Source organism: Halorubrum sp. B52 (assembly GCF_059752555.1).
The window spans coordinates 1,185,625-1,203,080 of record NZ_MWTG01000009.1 but is presented as its reverse complement, the minus strand read 5'-3'; the positions used below and the strand labels follow the sequence as shown (position 1 = coordinate 1,203,080).

Here is a 17,456-nt window from a genome sequence, read left to right as displayed (position 1 = left end):
GGTCTCAGATCTCAGTTCTTTCGACAGCAAACCCTTAGTTTGCTTGTGAAGCCCGTCCGACTGTTGCCGAACATATTCGCTTGCCTTCTCAAAAACAGGGATTCTGCAGTCCTCGTTTGTCGCGACAGCCCAATGTGTCGAATGAACCATGACGACACCTTTCGGTGCCCCCGGAACCGGACTGTCCCGGCGAGAATTTCTTGCTGCGACCGGCGTGACGGGCGTATCGGCGTTGGCGGGTTGTTCGTCGAAGACGATTAACGCGCCGACGGCGGCCACGAACACTCCGAACGAGGCACAGACATCTTCGTCAGATCTCCCCTACACCAGCCCTCCGACAGTCGTCAACGTCGACGATCAGGGCGGGTCAGTGACGATGGGGACGCAGCCGGCGCGACACGCCGTCCACCCGCTCGATTCGATGGGCGGGCCGGTCGAGTTCCCCCGCGTCTGGGCGTGGCAGGCCGACGACCACGACCCGAGCGTCCCGGGTCCGATCCTCCGGACGACCGAGGGGAACGACATGGAGGTGACGCTCGACAACACGAACGGGCGCCGGCCGCACACGATCCACTTCCACGGCGTCACCAAGTCGTGGAAGAACGACGGCGTCCCGACGTCGACCGGGATCAAAGTCCCCGCGGGCGAGAAGCACACCTACGAGATCCCGGCGAACGTTCCGGGGACGCACCTGTATCACTGTCACCTCCAGACCCACCGCCACATCGATATGGGGATGTACGGGATCTTCCGGGTCGACCCCGAGGGCTACGAGCCGGCGGACCGGGAGTACTTCATGACGATCAAAGACTGGGACTCGCGGATCCCGAAGAAGTGGGGCGGTGAGGGGAACTTCACGTACGATACGACCTCGCGGACGCCGGACGTCTTCACGGTCAACGGGAAGAGCGCGCCCCGGACGCTCCACCCCGAACAGGGGTCGCCGATCATCGTCGATCAGGGCGATTTGGTCCGCGTACACCTCGTCAACGGCGGGTACATGTCGCACCCGATGCACATCCACAACCATCGCTTCCAGCGCGTCGAAAAGGACGGCGGGGTCGTTCCGGAAGCCGCCCGACACGACATCGACGTCACGAACATCGCCCCCGCAGAACGGCACACGATCGAGTTCACGGCCGACGCAGATCCCGGGATCTACCTCATGCACTGCCACAAGGTCAACCACGTGATGAACGGATCGTTCTACCCCGGCGGCATGCTTACCGGAGTCGTGTACCGCTCCGTCATGGACTCGGATATCTTCGGCCAGCTCATGGAGTACGCCGGCTACGAACCGAACTGACGCGATCTGACACGGACTTCTGAACCGTCCCGAAGAACTCTACAGGACGGTTCCACGCATATACAGACTCTGAGGGCAGTCACGAGGTCCGTCTCGGGGGGAACGAGAGAGACAGATAATTGTGTGTGAGTCACTAACCCCTCGCAATGACCCAGAAAGGCGGAAAAGGGGGCGCTGGTGCTGACAGACCGAAACCTCGACGAAGGTCGCTCCGCCTACTCGTCTTGGTTGCTGTCGGGATCAGTCTCCTTTCTCTGATCCCGACAGTTTCGGCCCACGGTGGCGCTGAATCGTCGGGACTCTCACAATCGCACGGGTTGGCGATTGCTGGTATCGGTGCCCTCGTAGTCGGTACGCTCGTCCTCCTCAAGCGAAGGGGGCGGATCTCGCCGAGAACCGCTCTATACGGAATTGCGATCGGCATCGGTGTTGCTATCGCCGGCGCGATCATCTTCGAAGGCCTGGCCCCGGATCCGACGTATCAGGCGGACTCAATGCCGTTCCCGCGGTCGTGGTATCAGCCGCTCGCGATCGGAACCGGCCTGCTAGTCGTGGTCGCGAGTTTCGTCACCGGACTCGTGCGATGGACGACACGTCCACGGTACATGGCTCTCGGCATGCTGCTCGGCGGCTGGATACTGTACCCGTATCTGCTGCCCGGATTCAGCGGCTACACCAACCCGATCGGGTACGGGATCGTCCTCGCGACACCACTACTCGTCGGCTACATCCTCTGGAACGACGTTGGCACGGCACTGTCGACGATCCTTCGGGATCCGGTGGCGCGTCGGTTCGGATTCAGCGTCGGAGCCATGGTGAGCCTCTTCTTTATGGCGACGACGGGATACCTATCCTTCTTTAGTGAGGAGGGCGCTCCGCAAGAGACGACCGTGGCGGTTCTGAACGTACTGTATCAGATCGTGCGATGGCCCACCCTCGAGGTTCTGCTCCCCGACGTTCCGTTTTTCATCGCGATCTCTCCCGGTGTGGTCATCGTGATTGGACTCCTCGGCGTCCTCGTGGGGTTGAACGCGGCCGCCGTCGCTCACTCGTGGCGTCTCGATCAGCAGGCGGGAGCAACACAGAGCACGGCCGGGACGGCGACGGTCGTCGGTGCGTGTACGTGTGGGTGTTGTGGCCCCCTTGTCTCCCAAGTCGCTGTCATCGCGGCCGGCCCGACGATCGCGGCACCAATATACTGGATCTTCGTCGATTCAGCGTCGCCGCTCAGTTCGATATTCCTGTTAGGGAGCATCGCACTGTTCACCGGAACGCTCGTGTATTCGATCGACTCCCCGACACCCGTCCGGCAGGACGCGTCTGAGCTCAGTGCGGGAGTCACCGAGTAAACATCCCGGCCACGTCGATCCACGGCTGCTGATCGTTCATCGAGACTTGTTGAACACGAAGCGCGGACCCCCAGACGTAGTAACCCGAATTAGAACGCTTCAGACGGACTGACACTGTGACTTTGGGGGCGGTACCGGACAGAACCGCTACGGACTAACACGGAATTCGCCATGTTTCATCCCGAGGAAGTACGCGACCACCGAGAACGCGATCATCGAGGGAAGAACCATCATAAAGACGGTCGAGGGTGTCATCACAGCGGTTAGCGCGACCGTTGCGACGGCGACGATCACGGCGAGTGGAACTACCGAACGCAGGAAATCGAATTCCATGGAGGTAGTAGTGTCTGGACAGGATTAGTCCTTTAGAAACAGAAGCGATGCGGATCCGGGTGGCGACCTCAACGATCGGATCGACGGTGCTCGAATGATAGATAGCCACTCTTCCACGTCAGTAGGATGACTCGGCTCCGAGTTCTGGCGGCGACCGAACCTCGCTACCCGAGGAGTTTCCGTCGAGTGTTTACCGCGATCAACCCACCGCCAGCGATGACCGCGGCCGCTGCCGTCAGCGGATTGAAGAACCCGACGGCCAACGCCGCGAGCGCGATACCGTTGTAGGAGAACGCGAGGAGATTGTTCTGTTTCACGCGACGGCGGGCCGCTCCCGCAAGGTCGAACGCGGTTTCGACGGAGCGGATGTCGTTATCGACGATCGCAACATCGGCGGCGTCGGCGGCCAACGCCGTCCCGCCGCCCAGCGAGATGCCGAGGTCGGCAGCGGCGAGCGCCGGGGCGTCGTTGGTACCGTCACCGACCATCGCGACCTCCCCATCAGATTTGAGCCGCCGGATCGTCGCCGTCTTCCCCTCCGGCGGAACCGTCGCAAAGACGTGCGTCACGGCGTCGTGTCGCTTGAAGAAGTCTGTCGCCTCCTCGTCGTCGCCGGTCAGGACGACGATCTCCGTGCCTCGTTCCCCGAGCCGAGAGACGGTGTCATCCCAGCCGTCTCGCGGCTCGTCCCCGACGACGATCAGCCCCTCTGCTGTCCCGTCACGACCGACGACGACCGGAAGCTGTCCGAATTCCTGAGCGTCGGCGACCCGAGACCGGATGTCGTCGTTAACGGTCCACCCCTGTTCTGCAAATAGATCGAGGTTCCCGACGAGGTACGACGTGTCGCCGATCACGCCTTCGATACCGGACCGATGGTTCGTGAAATCGCGTATCTGACCGACGCCTTCCGTTCCGACCGCGTCATCTCCCGAGTCCGGCAGAGCCGCTGCGGCGTCGCCATCGTCACTGCCCGCGAACGCCGTCGTGATAGCGTTCGCAGCGGGGTGTGACGCCCGTTGTTCGAGTGCGGCGACGGCGTCGAGTAACTCGGGAGGCGCGTCCGCTTCGATCACCTCCATCTCCCCAGTTGTGAGTGTCCCCGTCTTATCGAAGACGACGATATCGACGTCGCGGAGCCGTTCGAAGACTGTTTCGTCGAAGATGATGATCCCGCGCCGGAGCGCACTGGAGAGGCTCTTCGCGACCGACAAGGGCGTCGCAAGTCCGAGGGCCCACGGCGAGCCGGCAAGGATGATCAACAGCGCGAGGAGGACGGCATCTGGCAGGCCAATCCCGAATGCGAGTACACCGACGCTGCCAACCGCGACAGCGGCTCCGACGACGAGGAAGACGGCGTACGACGCGAGTTGGTCGGCGTGGCGTTGGACGCCGTGAGTCGCGCTCTGTAGGTCCCAGACGGCGGTCGTTATCCGGTCGATACTACTCGTTACGTCTGGGCCGACACGGACCAACGCTGCACCGTCCGTCACGATCGACCCCCCGATCACGTCGTCTCCGGCGCGTTTGAGCACCGGAAGCGATTCACCTGTCACGATCGCTTCGTCGACGGTACAGCTGTCTTCAACCAGTTCACCGTCTATTGGAACACGTTCGCCCTGTCGAACGAGCACGACATCCCCTGTATTGAGATTCTCCACGCGAACTTCCTCAGTCTCTCCGTCCGAGTCGTACGTTCGTGCACTCTCGACCTGTGATATGGTGAGCTCGGTGAGACGATCAAGTGCCCGCTGTTTGATTGACGATTCGTAGAATACCATCGCGGTAACCGCGGCCGTGACGATGATCGCGAGATCATAGAAAATGTCGTTTTGCCCGAGGATAACGGCAGCCGTACTGTACGCGTACGCGCTGATGGCGGTGAGTGCGACCAACAGATCGGTGTTCGGGCGTCGCATTTTGAGACTGATATACGCGCCACGCAACACTGGCAGACCGGTAAAGACGAGAATGATACCAGTCATCACGAAATACAGTCGGAGGAATACGAATGCCCCTTGGCTGTCCAACCGAAATGCGCCCTCAAATATTTCGAGCACTTGCCAGTCGAAAATCGACGCGAGCTGCGCTGGATAGAGGATCGCAACGTATGGGACCAACAGAAACGCACCGAAGAGGAACCCAACGGAGTATCGCATCCCCAAGAGCTGGTCGTCTCGGCGCTTTCGAATCCCACCCATCTCCCGTGATCGACGTGTCGTGCCACCGGCCTCTCCCACGTCTGATGAGGCATCCTCACGGAGATACGCCGTGTACCCCAGAGTGCTCAACGCCTCGCGCAACGATTCCTTCGAAGCAGTGTCTGGATCGTGTTCAACTCGGATCGTCTCCGTGACGTAACTCGCCTCGGCACTGGTCACTCCCTCTTGTTTCTCGGCGAGAGATTCAAGATACGCCTCACACGTCGCGGAGTACATGCCGTCGATCCGAAGAAACGTCCGAGAACGATGCTGATCAGTAGGAACCGCGTCTTCCTCTTGATCGATCCCGTTCTCAGTTGTCTGGGTGGTATCGAGGGAATCGGGAGCTCCAAGCGTCGTGTACACATCGTGGCACCCACTTGAACAGAATGACCGCTCACTAACAGTCTCAAATGTGGAAGATTGAATCACACGACCACACAAGTCACAGTTGCCAGTCATATCTCAGTATCGGTGGGTCCGTCTGTCTGTCTGATATCAGATCGATATAAATAGAGATGATGGTACACTCTTTGTTTCCCAAAGTGGTCAAGTGGTAGAGTATCAATCGCTTATACCTCGGTACGCAGGTCGTGTTTATGTCGTTGTTGCTCTCTCCTACTCAGACACACTCTGTAGTAAATATCGTGTCGATGTTATAATATATGGGTGGACTCAAAAAACATAAATAATAGTATGTTTTAATAGCGAAACGAAGGCACGCATCAGATCCATCCTCCGAGGTTGTGGTAGTTCACGTTTTCGGGATCTCAAATTCTACCAACCACTAGATTGCTGATAATTTCTTTGCGTGGCGGTATCGATTGACAAGACAGCTATGAGTTCAATAGAGATGTGAAACAGTTGATCTGGCGACTAATGTGACGACTTGAAACCGCTCGCCGCCGCGCTCAGAACTACGATGACTTCAAAACGGATGTCGGCGGTTGATGACGACGCCCCCGCGCTCGCGGGGGCGATCGTCTATCACGCTGGGGAAGTCTGTGAATCAGTGGATCATCTCTGGCGTGTTCTTGGAGAGGTATCGATTCCAGTTGACGGACTTACCGACGACCGCCAGCAACACAAGGCCGCAAACGGCACCGAACCGATGGCTCGGGTGTATCTCTATCAGAAGATCTACGACCTCGCCCAGAGCGAGGTCGCAGATCGCCTCGAAAACCAACCATCACTCCTGAAGACGCTTGATTTGGACAAGGCACCGAGCCAGCAATCAATCTCGTACGCATGGAAGCAGTTCAGTGAACAGACCAAACTGACGCTCAACGCGGCAGCTACAGGTATCGCACAAGAAGCCGTTGACCGCGGCGTCATCTTGGAAGCACGAGTTCCAATCATCCCAGATGAAGACGATATCGAAGAAGACGGTGATGAACCAACTGTAACACGCGAACACGTTCGAAAGCAGGGGAACAAGATCGTCGAGCTCGCCCGAAGGCACGCCTTCGGCGAGTTCGACTCTGATAGGGCCCAGAATAGAGTCTACGAGGACGAACAGATCCTCGATCTGTTCGCCTCGACATGCCTCACCCAAGGAAGTGCCCATTCAGAGGGTGAAGCTGGTTGGTTTCTCGACGAGAACAACGTCTGTGACGACTCGACGTTCCTCCGAGTGATCAAACAGTTCGCAATGCCGGCTGATCAAAAGGTATCTGTCCCACTCCAAGAGCAACAGATCGAGGACATCGTGGCGTTCACCGAGGTGTTCCGCGAGTATCTCATGGACGCGTTCGATACAGCGACCGAGAACATCCTCCAGACGATACGTTACGAAGATCCATTCGACGACCGCCACGTCGTGGCGGCCGTCGATTTCACGCACGTTCCCTACCACGTCTGGCCGTGGATCGACAAGGACGAACAGATCCCAAAGTCGACGTACCCGCCGATGGTGAGCGGGTACGTCGACGACGGTGAATTGAAACACGGCTACACGTTCGCGACGATCACGATCGTCGGGAACGACGTTCCGATCATCTTGGGGATTGAGGGCGTCAAAGAACACTCAGACTGGGAACCAGCTGAGGCGCCAAGTGACTCGAAAGCAGACGTCGTTGGGCGTCTGCTTTCGAGAGCCCAGCAGTACGTCGATCTGGACGAAATTCTGTTGGATCGTGGCTTCTACACGAGGAACGTCCGTGCAGAGATCAACGGTCGTGGCCTGCTGTACACGATACCAGTACCGACGTACGAATCCGATTACGAGGCAATCAAGCACATCAAGAGCAAAGATGGGGTAGACGCTGCTGTCAACCACGACGTCCCCGTCGGAACCGACGGTGATGTCGATCATACCGCTGAGTATCTGTACGTTCCAGCCACCAGTGACGACGCTGATGGAGAGTACGCCGTGTTCGTGACCAACCGCGATCACGTCGTTCCCGACGAGATCGCTCACGTTACGAACAGTTACGGCCGTCGCTGGGACATCGAAAACCAGTACAAGTCGGTGAAGGCGTACCTCCCGAAGACCTCCTCGACAGACTACCGAATACGGTTGTTCAACTTCACGTTCGCAGCGTTACTGTACAACCTCTGGCGGCTCACCGACTTTCTGGTGAAAGTCGGCATAGAGCGAGAAATCAGGTCGCCACCAGTCGTGACCGCCAGGACGTTCGTCCGGGCGGTCGGCCACTCTCTCCGAAAAGTCGGATGAGAAGGTGCTGCTGCACCTTCCGCTCGCCTGCGGCAAGCCGCAGGACTCGCGGTCTGAGCACGATATCGACTACTCCCTCCAATCGGCCCGTCCCTCCTCGCTAGTCGGCGACCGATACATAGCATTTCCGTGAAAACATCTCAAACTTCGCCTGATTCGACCGATATTCGTTTGTAGACGCTCTATATCCCGAAAACGTGGTAGTTCCAGAGTTTCGGAGTTTGGGAGCCGATGCGTTCCTTATTTTCACGCTGTCTGCGAATGGACAGGCTTTCGTCTGGCGATTAGGATGCGGTCGCGGAGTATATATCTCAGAAAAGGTTTCTGAGTGATAGAAACGTGTAACCACAAGACTGCTCCTGTTTCACAGGTTCTTCACAAGAACAGAAGGCACGCATCAATTCCATCCTCCGAGGTTGTGGTTCTTTCAGCTCACCGACGCCGCCCGCGAGCTGTTCGACCGGAACAACCTCTTCGAGCCCGACGCATACCGAGAACTGTTCGCTGAAGTCGAGAAAACAGACGAAATCAAGGCCGCCGAGGGCGTCGAGCGGCCGAACGGCCGGAACTGATACTCACCTCGGGGCGTACGTTTTGCCAGACGGAGAACTCGACATCCAAGAGATTCCGGAAGCGTAACCAGCGCAAAGCCGCCAAGAGAGATCAGTCTCGATTTCGATTCAGAACAGATGAATCGTAACAGAAGGCACGCCTCAATTCCATCCTCCGAGGCTGTGTGAGATTGTGGTCACAATATGTCATCTTCTCCGATAGACATTTGACCACGGCTATTATTGAATTACAAAAATGGTGGATGTCGAGTCTGTTGCCGTATTCAGTTGCGAAATGGGTGAGGAAATCGAAAAACCGACCCCGGATCTTGTTGGCACGCTTGATGAAGACGATCTAGTTACTGACGCTGGTGCAGAAGCCGAGCGGATTGTCGCAAGTATGCTGCGGGACACACTTGGGCGACGTTACAATAGTGACGACACGAAGAATGCTCGCAACCACATCTTCACGGATGCTGCTCGTAGTGCATCGGTAAACCTTGAGGGTGAGGACCGTACGACTGTAGAATTACTCGAAAGAGTTCGAGATGGGAGTGACATCGAAAGTGTTGGAGAGTCTCTTTCCCAGCTCTACCTTAATGAAGCACGCTCTGTATCGGATCTTCTCATTTATACTCAATTTAGCGAGTACGACGACACCTTCGCTGCGATTCTAAAGACTCCCTACTTAGAAGGCGCTCACGAAATTGACCTCGACCACGAAGACACAGAAGCAGTATTCACCGAAAACGAGCGCGTTATCCAAGAAGAGACGGACAAAAGCGTCGTCTATCCTAAGTACGACAAATACGAGGAGCTAATTGACGAAGATAGTGCACAGCTGTATCAGGAGGGAGGGGCACAACACTACGCCAAGTATTGGTACGGGTTCCTGAATCTCAAAGCAGCTCCGCATCCGGACGAACTAGTTGAGTCTGCAATCAAGCAACGTGCCAGCGAAAATGAAACCTCGGCTGCTTATTCCACGTATCAGGACTTCACTGATGGGGGCCCAATTACGTTGGATGATGCCGATGGAACGGAGGTAGACGTTGATCAGGGAGACGTTAGTGTTCGAATTGCAGGGAAATCGATCCGTGTATCAATAAGTGAGTTGCGTGAAAGTGATAATGTCCAACTCGCACGAGACGGTGATCAGTTCTATATGCTACTGTCTGACCTACAGCCAGAGCTCACAGTCGGAAGTGGGAATGGGAAGCGCTCCTTAGTAGACGACCTGTCTAATGTTCCTGACATCCGAGACCTGTTCTAGCCTATTCAAATGACGCCTCGTGAGTTCATTCAAAGGATAGTCGCAGTTTCGAGTACCGGATCAGTCAATGATGAAGCCATCTCTAATCTCTCGATAAATACTGAGGCCAGCTCTCTGTCCGAGGGCACATTCAAAAATCTATTCGAGGCTTGGGATTCGTTTCCTGCGTATTTTAGCGGATTTCGCTTGATAGCTGATGATCAGCGGTTGTTCGAATTGTCTGGGAGAGAACTCAGCGTAAACGACGAAGGTCTAGAGGCGCTCGCAGACCGCGATCTGGATCCTGCCGTCGACGTAGATTTTTATCGCCGAGGGTTTGACCGGTACTATCCAGATGAGATCCGGAACGCTGCTGGCTTGCTTTATGAATTTGCATCAGAACTCGACGATGCGAACACTACCGTCACCATCGAACTTGGCCTTCAGAAGGGACGAATTGCTTCGGACCTCCTCAGCGAGGAGTTCTCCTCCGGATTAAACTTGAATCCTCTCCTTTGGTGGTCGCCATCGGATTTGTTCAGATGGATCGGAAGTCACAGCCCACATGAGGTTGCTGCTGAGCTATTCGAATACGAATCCTTCCCTGTATTTCTCTTTCTTCAGGATGCTCCTGATGAGGTCTTTCCCGTTACAATGTGGACCGCGAGTAGCGTTGAAGAACTCCCAAAGGAGGAGCTTGAGGAGGCTGCCGACCAGTACTTTGACTCTATGTCTGCTTCCCGAAAGTTCACTCACTGGCGTGGAGACCTTTCACCAATCCACCCTTCGATAGTTGAGGGTCTTTGGGAAACCTGCGATAGCGAACAAGTTTCTTCTCTCTATGCATATTCTCTCTTAGGAGTTCTCTCCGCAGCTGTTGACCGTGACGGTCAGACGATGCAGTTCCAATTCTCTATTGAACCTGAATTCAACCCCCGGATTGATTTGTCTGAGCAATGTGCAGAGTGGGGCAAGAGTGGAATCTGTGCGATTAGAGACCTTCATCAATCGTTTGAAGCTGAAGAGAAAAAAGACGCATTTCGAGATCTCTGGCAGCTGGCGATAACTGAACATTGTCGAGGTACGGAGCGTGGCATCGAGATGCTCCCAGAGGTCATTGAAGACATTAAATCGAGTTATCAGGACCTCCAAGTATCTGCTGTCGAAGAAAATTTCGAGGCTCTAAGTGATGTACTTGAAGACACGCAGACATTAATGGCTGGATTGACTGAGAGGCTTTCGTCGGCAGCCAATGAAACCTCTCAAGATATCCAACGGTTGACGTTCACGCTCCTTGGTGCAATCGTCGCGAACATCTTCTTAGTACTTCGATGGAGCGACCGAGATCTGGTGCCACCGTTTTCGATTTTTGTTCTTATTGTGATTGTTGGGTTCTACCTCCCCCTCATTCAAGGGAGAATTGAGGATCTGGACGACACAATCACTGAGGTGAAGAACGACTATGATTTCTATGAGAAGCACATCCGCCGGTTCAACAAGGATCTATTCCGGTTTGGTGATCTGGAAGACCGGAAATCAGCATACGTGGGGTTAGCTGAAACGCAACGTCAGCGGGCACAAACCCAACTTCGAAGGGTTTTCTACGCTTTACTCATCGTCTGGTGCGGATTGGCAATCTGGTCTGGGTTTGCATTTTCGTTCGGACAACCGCAGTCACTTGCGTTAGCGGTCTCTGGTGTAGTGCTTGCAATCCTTTCTTTTGCTCCCACTGATGGACCGTTTGGCCACAGTGGTTACGACTATTTTAGCAGAGGAGCGGCAATAGTCACTCTCATCATCATCTCTCTTTCGTTCGTTTACCCCCTACTTCCGTTATCTATCGGAATCATCCCGAACTTCTGATTTGACTGTTCCGACGACACATTTTTGAAAGCCACCTGAGTTCGATAGTCCGTGTCAATTACACGAGCGAAGTCTATCGATTCTCTCTACGAGGAATGCAAGGATTTCGACCTTGTGCTCGTGCCGGATGCGCCGATGGCGAGTGCCCTGAACCGGCGTCTTGACCAACCTCATTTTGGGCCCTTCGCTATCACACCACGGCGCTTGGCTGCCCGACGCCGAGAACAGGCCGAGGATCGACTCGCGTTCCTCGAAATCATCGAGACGACTGATCTCAACTGGAAGGAGACATCCTATGCGGTCGGGAACATTCTCCAGTGCTGGGAGTATCAGGGGACGGCTGACGCTGTTCTGGACTACGAGCAGTTCGCGACGACGGCAACGCATACCGCTGTTGACTGTATCGCAGAGATGGACACGACGTCTAATCGTCTCACTGAGTACAGTATTGAAGCCGGCACGTCGGTCGCTGTCGTCGGCTTCAAGCAGCTTACCGAACTCGAACGCTCGATCCTTCCCCCAGACTACGAGACGGTTGACCCGTTCACCGAGGAGTCATTCGATCATCCATCCTTCCGCATTCTCGACTCACCGGCCGCAATCGTCGACGCGGTCCTCGATACGGTCACACCGGAGAACGCCGACGACGTGGCTGTCGTCCTCGATGCAGCTAGCCAGTATTCCTCGCTCATTGAGTCAGCGCTGGAAGCTGCAGAGATTCCATATTACGGTGGTCCGGGGTTCAATGACGATGCTCGTCACCGCGCATTCTTACAGCTCCTTCGAAGTGCCCACGCTGGTCGGGATACACGAGTAGGCGACGTTCGACCACTCCTCACCCAACTCGGAATGCCTGTCGACATTGAACACGACGAGAAGCGTCTCTACGACCTCGACCGACCGGAAGTAAACTGGCTCCTCGAGTTCCGCGATGAAATTCGTTCCCGCACATTCGAAGAGGCCATCGACAAATACGAAGCAGTCACGGACGCCTCTATCGACGCCTTCAGAGAGGAACTTGCGACGCTCGGCATCCTCGACGACGCCGTCACCGAACCGGAAGTTGACCGTCTCGAGTTCTATCTACAGTCGTACGAAGTGCCCGTGGACCGGGAGAACGACGGTGTCCTCTTGGCGGATGCAAAATCGGCTGCTCACGTCGACCGCGCCGTCGTGTTCTATCTCGGCCTCGACGAAGGTTGGACACATTCGTCGCCTCGTCGCCCGTGGGTCGACCGAGAGCAGGAGTTCGAGCGGAACATCCGGCAGTTCCAACTCCTCCTGCAGAACGGCGTCGACCAGTACTACCTCGTGCAGGACACTGCCGGTGGAACGCCCGTGACCCCGTGCCTATACTTCGAGGAACTGTTCGACGAGGAGTTTGACCGATTCAGTGATTTGGACTCACTGCAGCATTCACGGGCATCTCGAACGACACAGGACGGATTCGAAAAAGAACCACTCGATGTCTCACCCGAGGAAGTCACCGCACTCAGCCAATCGAGCCTGAACACCTACGTCAACTCTCCCCGCGATTACTTCTTCAGTCGGCTCGTCGACATTCCGGACAAGGACCACTTTAGGGAAGGGAACCTGTTTCACGATTTCGCGGAGTTCTATGTCTCGCATCCGGACGTCATCACGACAGACACACTCGATGAGGTCGCAGCAGCCATTCTCGACGAGGTCGACCCGTTCCTCCGAGGCGTCGATCGGGAGGTTCGACTCACGAAATACCGCGTCGGGCTCCAGACCATCGTCGAATTCCTCGAAGCAAATCCGCCTCAGGGAGATGGCTTGACGACGCCGGACAGCGGCTGGGGGGAGAATTTCTTCGCAGAGTATTACGACCGCCCCATCGATGCGTCGCACACTGAACGCTGGTTCGAGAACACCGACCTCGGATTGAAGGGGAAGATCGACCTCGTTCACAGCCCTTCCCGACTCCTCGACTACAAGAGTGGTGCAAAGAAGTCGGCATACTCCATCGTCAAGCATTCGGCGCTCGATCCACCGAGCGACAAACCGAACTTCCAGGCATTGCTGTATCTCGCTCACCAGCGCACTGAGTGCCCGGATGAGGAACTACGATTCACGTTCTTCCACTTCCTCGAAACGCTCGACGATGTGGTGACTGGGGATGGGTCTCTCGACGATTGCCTCACGACAGTCACCTACTACCCACTCAGCTACGAGGAGTACATCGCAAGTCCAACTGTCTTCACCGAACTGCAGGAAGACGCCGCGAACGACTGCAACAAGACCTTCTCGAAGTCGACGTACGAGGTGTACCAAACCGTGTTGAATACGTATGAGTTCCTGGACACAAGCGATAGCGACGAACTCATCGAATCCGAATTCGGCGAAGCGCTCACTGAGCGACTGATCGCTGATGTTGGGGACTACAAGTACGTGAAGAAGGGCTGTAAACAGGCCCTGAGACACTTGCTCCGTATTCGCAACCAGAACTACTTCACTGGCGACGTGGACGCATTCGAGCAGTTCGTCCGAGATCGCCTTTCGGAGTTGAACGACCGTCGTGCCGGTGACGAGCGCTTCCCGGTTCAGGGACTCGGCGGCGACCCGAACTATCGGTACGTGGCCAACCGAGACTGCATCTTGGAGGGTGAGTCGAGATGACCGCACCGAACGATCAACAGCAAGACCTCATCGACAGCAAACAGGGCATCCACGTCGCCGACGCCGGCGCAGGGACTGGAAAAACGTTCACCGTCACCCGTCGCTACGCCGAAATCGTCGACCAGGACGACGTTGAGCCCGAGGACGTCCTCCTCGTGACGTTCACCAACAACGCGGCGACGGAGATGAAGGACCGAATCGTCGCCCACTGTGACTACGGGATGCGTGAACTCTCGGACGCACCGATCCAGACGTTCCACAGCCTCTGTCACGACATCCTCATGGAGCACGGCTTCGAGGCACCGACGCTCCTCGGCATCGACGACCGCATCACGGGGTCCACACGTGTCCTCGAAGACGAGAACGTCGAGAAAGCGCAGTTCCGCGAGTTCATCCGTCGGTTCAGCGACGACCACCCTGAGTACGACGACGTCTTCCGCGCCGTCGAGGAACCAGTCGAACTCCTCGGGTTAATCAATCAGCTTGCGGCGAAAGGTGTCTTCCCGACGGCTGATGGCTGGTATCGCAACGGCGAACGGTATCTGGACGGTGATTTCGAGGCGTTCCGCGAGATCTTCGACGAGCTGAACCAGCCCCGTAACGACGGGAACAAGCAGTCGAAGCTTCGCTCGAAACTCGGCGGCTACGGAGACGACAAGTGCTACCTCCCAGACGCGCCCGAGGAGGACGAGATCCGTGGCGGATGGGGTGAGAAGCAGGTTCCTGATGGCGTCGCACAGCTGGTGTTTGACGAACAGCGAGAGGGCCTCAAGAACTTCGTTCACGACGTCTACCACGAGTACCTTGAGTTCGCACTCAGTCGGAACTACCTCAACTTCAGCTTTCTTCAACTATTTGCGTTCGTCCTGCTCTGTGACGACCATCGACTCCGCGACGATGTCGCGTTCGAGTACGTAATGATCGACGAGTTCCAGGACTCTAGCGAGATCCAGTTCAAACTCGCTCTCCTGCTCGCGAACACGAACAACGTCTGTGTCGTTGGCGACTGGAAACAGAGCATCTACTCGTTCCAGTATGCTGCCGTCGAGAACATCACTGAGTTCGAATCCCGGCTGGATCGGTTCGTCGACGAACTCAACGAGGACCACGAGCGAGTGTCGTGGGCGACCCGCCCGATCATCGATATCGAACTCGTCGAAAACTACCGGTCGACGCAGGACATTCTCGACTTCTCCGAGCACAGCCTGGTGACGTCCGCGGCGAGCACGGACGACGTCGACGAGACAGCCGTGCGAGATAGAATTGTGTCGCTCTCCTCGAACGCAGCGCACGAGAACTCTCAGATAGCGGCGATTCAACACGAAGACGAACACGAAGCTGTTCTGACCAAGATTCAGGAGATCGTCGGGAACGACGCGTATCAGGTCGAGGAGGATGGGGAACTTCGTCTGCCAGAGTACAGTGACATCGCCGTTCTCACCCGGACTCGTGACTTCGGCCGAGAACTCCTCTCTGTCGCCGAGGCGTATGGGTTGCCGATAGCATATGAAGGAGGCATCGAGTTGTTCCGGTCTGACCCGGCGAAGCTTCTCCTGGCGTGGCTGCGAATCCTCGAATCCGACGCGGAGCGGGGATGGGCAGTCGTGCTTGAGGAAGCTGGCTACACGCTCGACGAGGTCAAACACGTGCTCGATAGCGAGGAGTACCCCACCAACATGCAGGCGTTCAAGTCCGAGCTTGCGTCACTGGAGACGGTCGGTGGGATTGCCCAGCGTGTATTCTCCCAGTACGACTACGACGAGGCCTACGCCGACGTGCTGCTGACGACGATTCAGTCCGTCCACAGCGCGACGACATTGACACGAGGTGACCTCATCCGATTCATCGAACGCGGCATCGAGGACGGAAGCACCCACGAGGTCCACGCGAGCGCCGGTGTGAATTCGGTGACGGTCCAGACCATCCACGCGGCCAAGGGACTCGAGCACCCCATTGTCGTGCTCGCGAACATGAACTCCCACCGCTTCCCACCGTCAGGCGGGAACAGTAACGCGATCACGTTCGACGATCCGATTGGACTACGCCAGCGAAAGCTCTACGCCGATGATCACGGGTATCCACATATTCACGACAACTGGCGGACTGACGTCCTCCGGAAGTGTCTGCCGCGTGGATACGACGAAGAGCGACGCTTGCTCTACGTCGCGATGACGCGGACTGAGAACCACCTCGTGTTCGCTGCAGGCGAGAGCCCGAACACGTTCATCGAAGAGCTCCCGGTTGACCTCGAGGAGCTGGAACCCAACGTTCAGGAAGACGATATCGACGAGACAACGCAGGCACACTTGCAGATTTCCGTGCCGACGCCGGATGGTCCAGTCGGTCACTCGCCGCATACGCTGATGCGTGACGATGTGTTCGAGGATGTCGATGACGGGAGAGGGACAGCGTTCGGAACGCAGACCCACGAATTCGCTGAGCGGTACGTACTTGAGGGGGACGTCGAACCCTCGAACGACGACGAGCGTCACATCAAGTCATTCCTGGACTCCCTCGGTGGAGAATTCCGAGTCGAGGAGGACGCCTATCTCCCGCTCACTGTCGATGGCGAGCAGGTCACCATCTCAGGAATCGTCGACCTCGTTCACATTCGTCCCGATACCGTCGAGATCATCGACTTCAAGACTGACCTCGGACGGCATGCTGAGGATGAGTACCGGAAGCAACTTAGCGTGTACTATCACGTGTTGGCTGAATGGTTCCCTGGCCGAGACGTGACTGCAGGTATCTTCTATACCGCCGAAGGGGATCGCGTTAACATCGACCCACTCACGAAAGCGGACCTAGCCGCACTAATTGGTCAAGAACAGCGTTCGGAAGCCAGCGTCCCCGAGTAGTCATACCGCAGATCAGATGTCTCCTTGGACATAACCGGAATTCGTTCGGGGCCAAGTTGTTCGGCGGCAACGGATTCCTCAGAGTAGAGAAGAACATCCGCGCACTCAGCACCGACCGAGATGAACTGAGGCTGCGTGTTACTTGTCCGACGCCATGCATGCGTTTATAGGGTAGAAGAGTCAAAATCAGGTCGAACAATGAGTCTTGATGAGGCGGTTGAAGAAGCGCTCGCGACGTACAATATGTCGCGCAGCGAAGAGGCCGAGGAAACGGGCCGAACAGTCGCCACCCTCCAAGACTAACAGCGCCACTTCACCGAGGTTTCGAATCTTTTCAGCAAATTCTCACTACGGTAGCCCGGGCGTTGCCTTCAGTTCCGGATATCCAGCTCGTTCGGTGGCTTCCTTGACGAATCAGTGTACTAG

At 56.5% G+C, this 17,456-nt stretch carries 10 protein-coding genes; 8 read left to right on the top strand and 2 right to left on the bottom strand.

The genetic code is table 11. The annotated features are described in order from the left end of the window. The first annotated feature begins 148 nt into the window (after window positions 1–148). Window positions 149–1,306: a multicopper oxidase domain-containing protein gene (locus B4V04_RS14585; protein ID WP_498232436.1), complete on the top strand. Its 1,158-nt coding sequence runs from the start codon at window positions 149–151 to the stop codon at window positions 1,304–1,306. A 146-nt stretch (window positions 1,307–1,452) separates the two neighbouring features. After that, the gene (locus tag B4V04_RS14580; protein ID WP_498232435.1) at window positions 1,453–2,655 is read left to right on the top strand and encodes a hypothetical protein; all 1,203 of its coding nucleotides are present in this window, start codon (window positions 1,453–1,455) and stop codon (window positions 2,653–2,655) included. 147 nt (window positions 2,656–2,802) lie between these two features. On the opposite strand, the gene B4V04_RS14575 is transcribed toward B4V04_RS14580, so the two are convergent. Both B4V04_RS14575 and B4V04_RS14570 read right to left on the bottom strand, forming a co-directional pair. Next, window positions 2,803–2,988 carry a DUF7333 family protein gene (locus B4V04_RS14575; protein WP_371191862.1) on the bottom strand — a complete coding sequence of 62 codons (186 nt, stop codon included), beginning with the start codon at window positions 2,986–2,988 and terminating at the stop codon, window positions 2,803–2,805. A 164-nt stretch (window positions 2,989–3,152) separates the two neighbouring features. Then, window positions 3,153–5,651, bottom strand: a complete 2,499-nt coding sequence (locus B4V04_RS14570) for a heavy metal translocating P-type ATPase (protein ID WP_498232434.1) — start codon at window positions 5,649–5,651, stop codon at window positions 3,153–3,155. A gap of 475 nt (window positions 5,652–6,126) precedes the next feature. Between B4V04_RS14570 and B4V04_RS14565 the strand changes: the two genes are divergently transcribed. The 6 genes from B4V04_RS14565 (at window position 6,127) to B4V04_RS14540 (ending at window position 17,030) form a co-directional block, all read left to right on the top strand. Beyond that, on the top strand, window positions 6,127–7,866 hold the full coding sequence (locus B4V04_RS14565) for an ISNCY family transposase (RefSeq protein WP_498232464.1): 1,740 nt from the start codon (window positions 6,127–6,129) through the stop codon (window positions 7,864–7,866). A 416-nt stretch (window positions 7,867–8,282) separates the two neighbouring features. Next, window positions 8,283–8,438 (top strand): hypothetical protein, encoded by a 156-nt coding sequence (locus B4V04_RS14560; protein ID WP_498232433.1) that lies wholly within the window; start codon window positions 8,283–8,285, stop codon window positions 8,436–8,438. A 235-nt stretch (window positions 8,439–8,673) separates the two neighbouring features. Continuing rightward, on the top strand, window positions 8,674–9,690 hold the full coding sequence (locus tag B4V04_RS14555) for a hypothetical protein (protein WP_311173332.1): 1,017 nt from the start codon (window positions 8,674–8,676) through the stop codon (window positions 9,688–9,690). A 9-nt stretch (window positions 9,691–9,699) separates the two neighbouring features. Beyond that, window positions 9,700–11,532 carry an AI-2E family transporter gene (locus B4V04_RS14550; RefSeq protein WP_498232432.1) on the top strand — a complete coding sequence of 611 codons (1,833 nt, stop codon included), beginning with the start codon at window positions 9,700–9,702 and terminating at the stop codon, window positions 11,530–11,532. Window positions 11,533–11,583: 51 nt separating this feature from the next. Further along, window positions 11,584–14,172, top strand: a complete 2,589-nt coding sequence (locus B4V04_RS14545; RefSeq protein WP_498232431.1) for a PD-(D/E)XK nuclease family protein — start codon at window positions 11,584–11,586, stop codon at window positions 14,170–14,172. Beyond that, window positions 14,169–17,030, top strand: a complete 2,862-nt coding sequence (locus B4V04_RS14540; RefSeq protein WP_498232430.1) for a UvrD-helicase domain-containing protein — start codon at window positions 14,169–14,171, stop codon at window positions 17,028–17,030. Before B4V04_RS14545 ends, B4V04_RS14540 begins: the two co-directional genes overlap by 4 nt. Window positions 17,031–17,456 lie beyond the last annotated feature (426 nt).

Coding starts and splice junctions, on each gene's coding strand:
- B4V04_RS14575 (WP_371191862.1), bottom strand. CDS start 2,988: ATGGAATTCGATTTCCTGCGTTCGGTAGTTCCACTCGCCGTGATCGTC.
- B4V04_RS14540 (WP_498232430.1), top strand. CDS start 14,169: ATGACCGCACCGAACGATCAACAGCAAGACCTCATCGACAGCAAACAG.
- B4V04_RS14585 (WP_498232436.1), top strand. CDS start 149: ATGACGACACCTTTCGGTGCCCCCGGAACCGGACTGTCCCGGCGAGAA.
- B4V04_RS14580 (WP_498232435.1), top strand. CDS start 1,453: ATGACCCAGAAAGGCGGAAAAGGGGGCGCTGGTGCTGACAGACCGAAA.
- B4V04_RS14570 (WP_498232434.1), bottom strand. CDS start 5,651: ATGACTGGCAACTGTGACTTGTGTGGTCGTGTGATTCAATCTTCCACA.
- B4V04_RS14550 (WP_498232432.1), top strand. CDS start 9,700: ATGACGCCTCGTGAGTTCATTCAAAGGATAGTCGCAGTTTCGAGTACC.
- B4V04_RS14565 (WP_498232464.1), top strand. CDS start 6,127: ATGTCGGCGGTTGATGACGACGCCCCCGCGCTCGCGGGGGCGATCGTC.
- B4V04_RS14555 (WP_311173332.1), top strand. CDS start 8,674: ATGGTGGATGTCGAGTCTGTTGCCGTATTCAGTTGCGAAATGGGTGAG.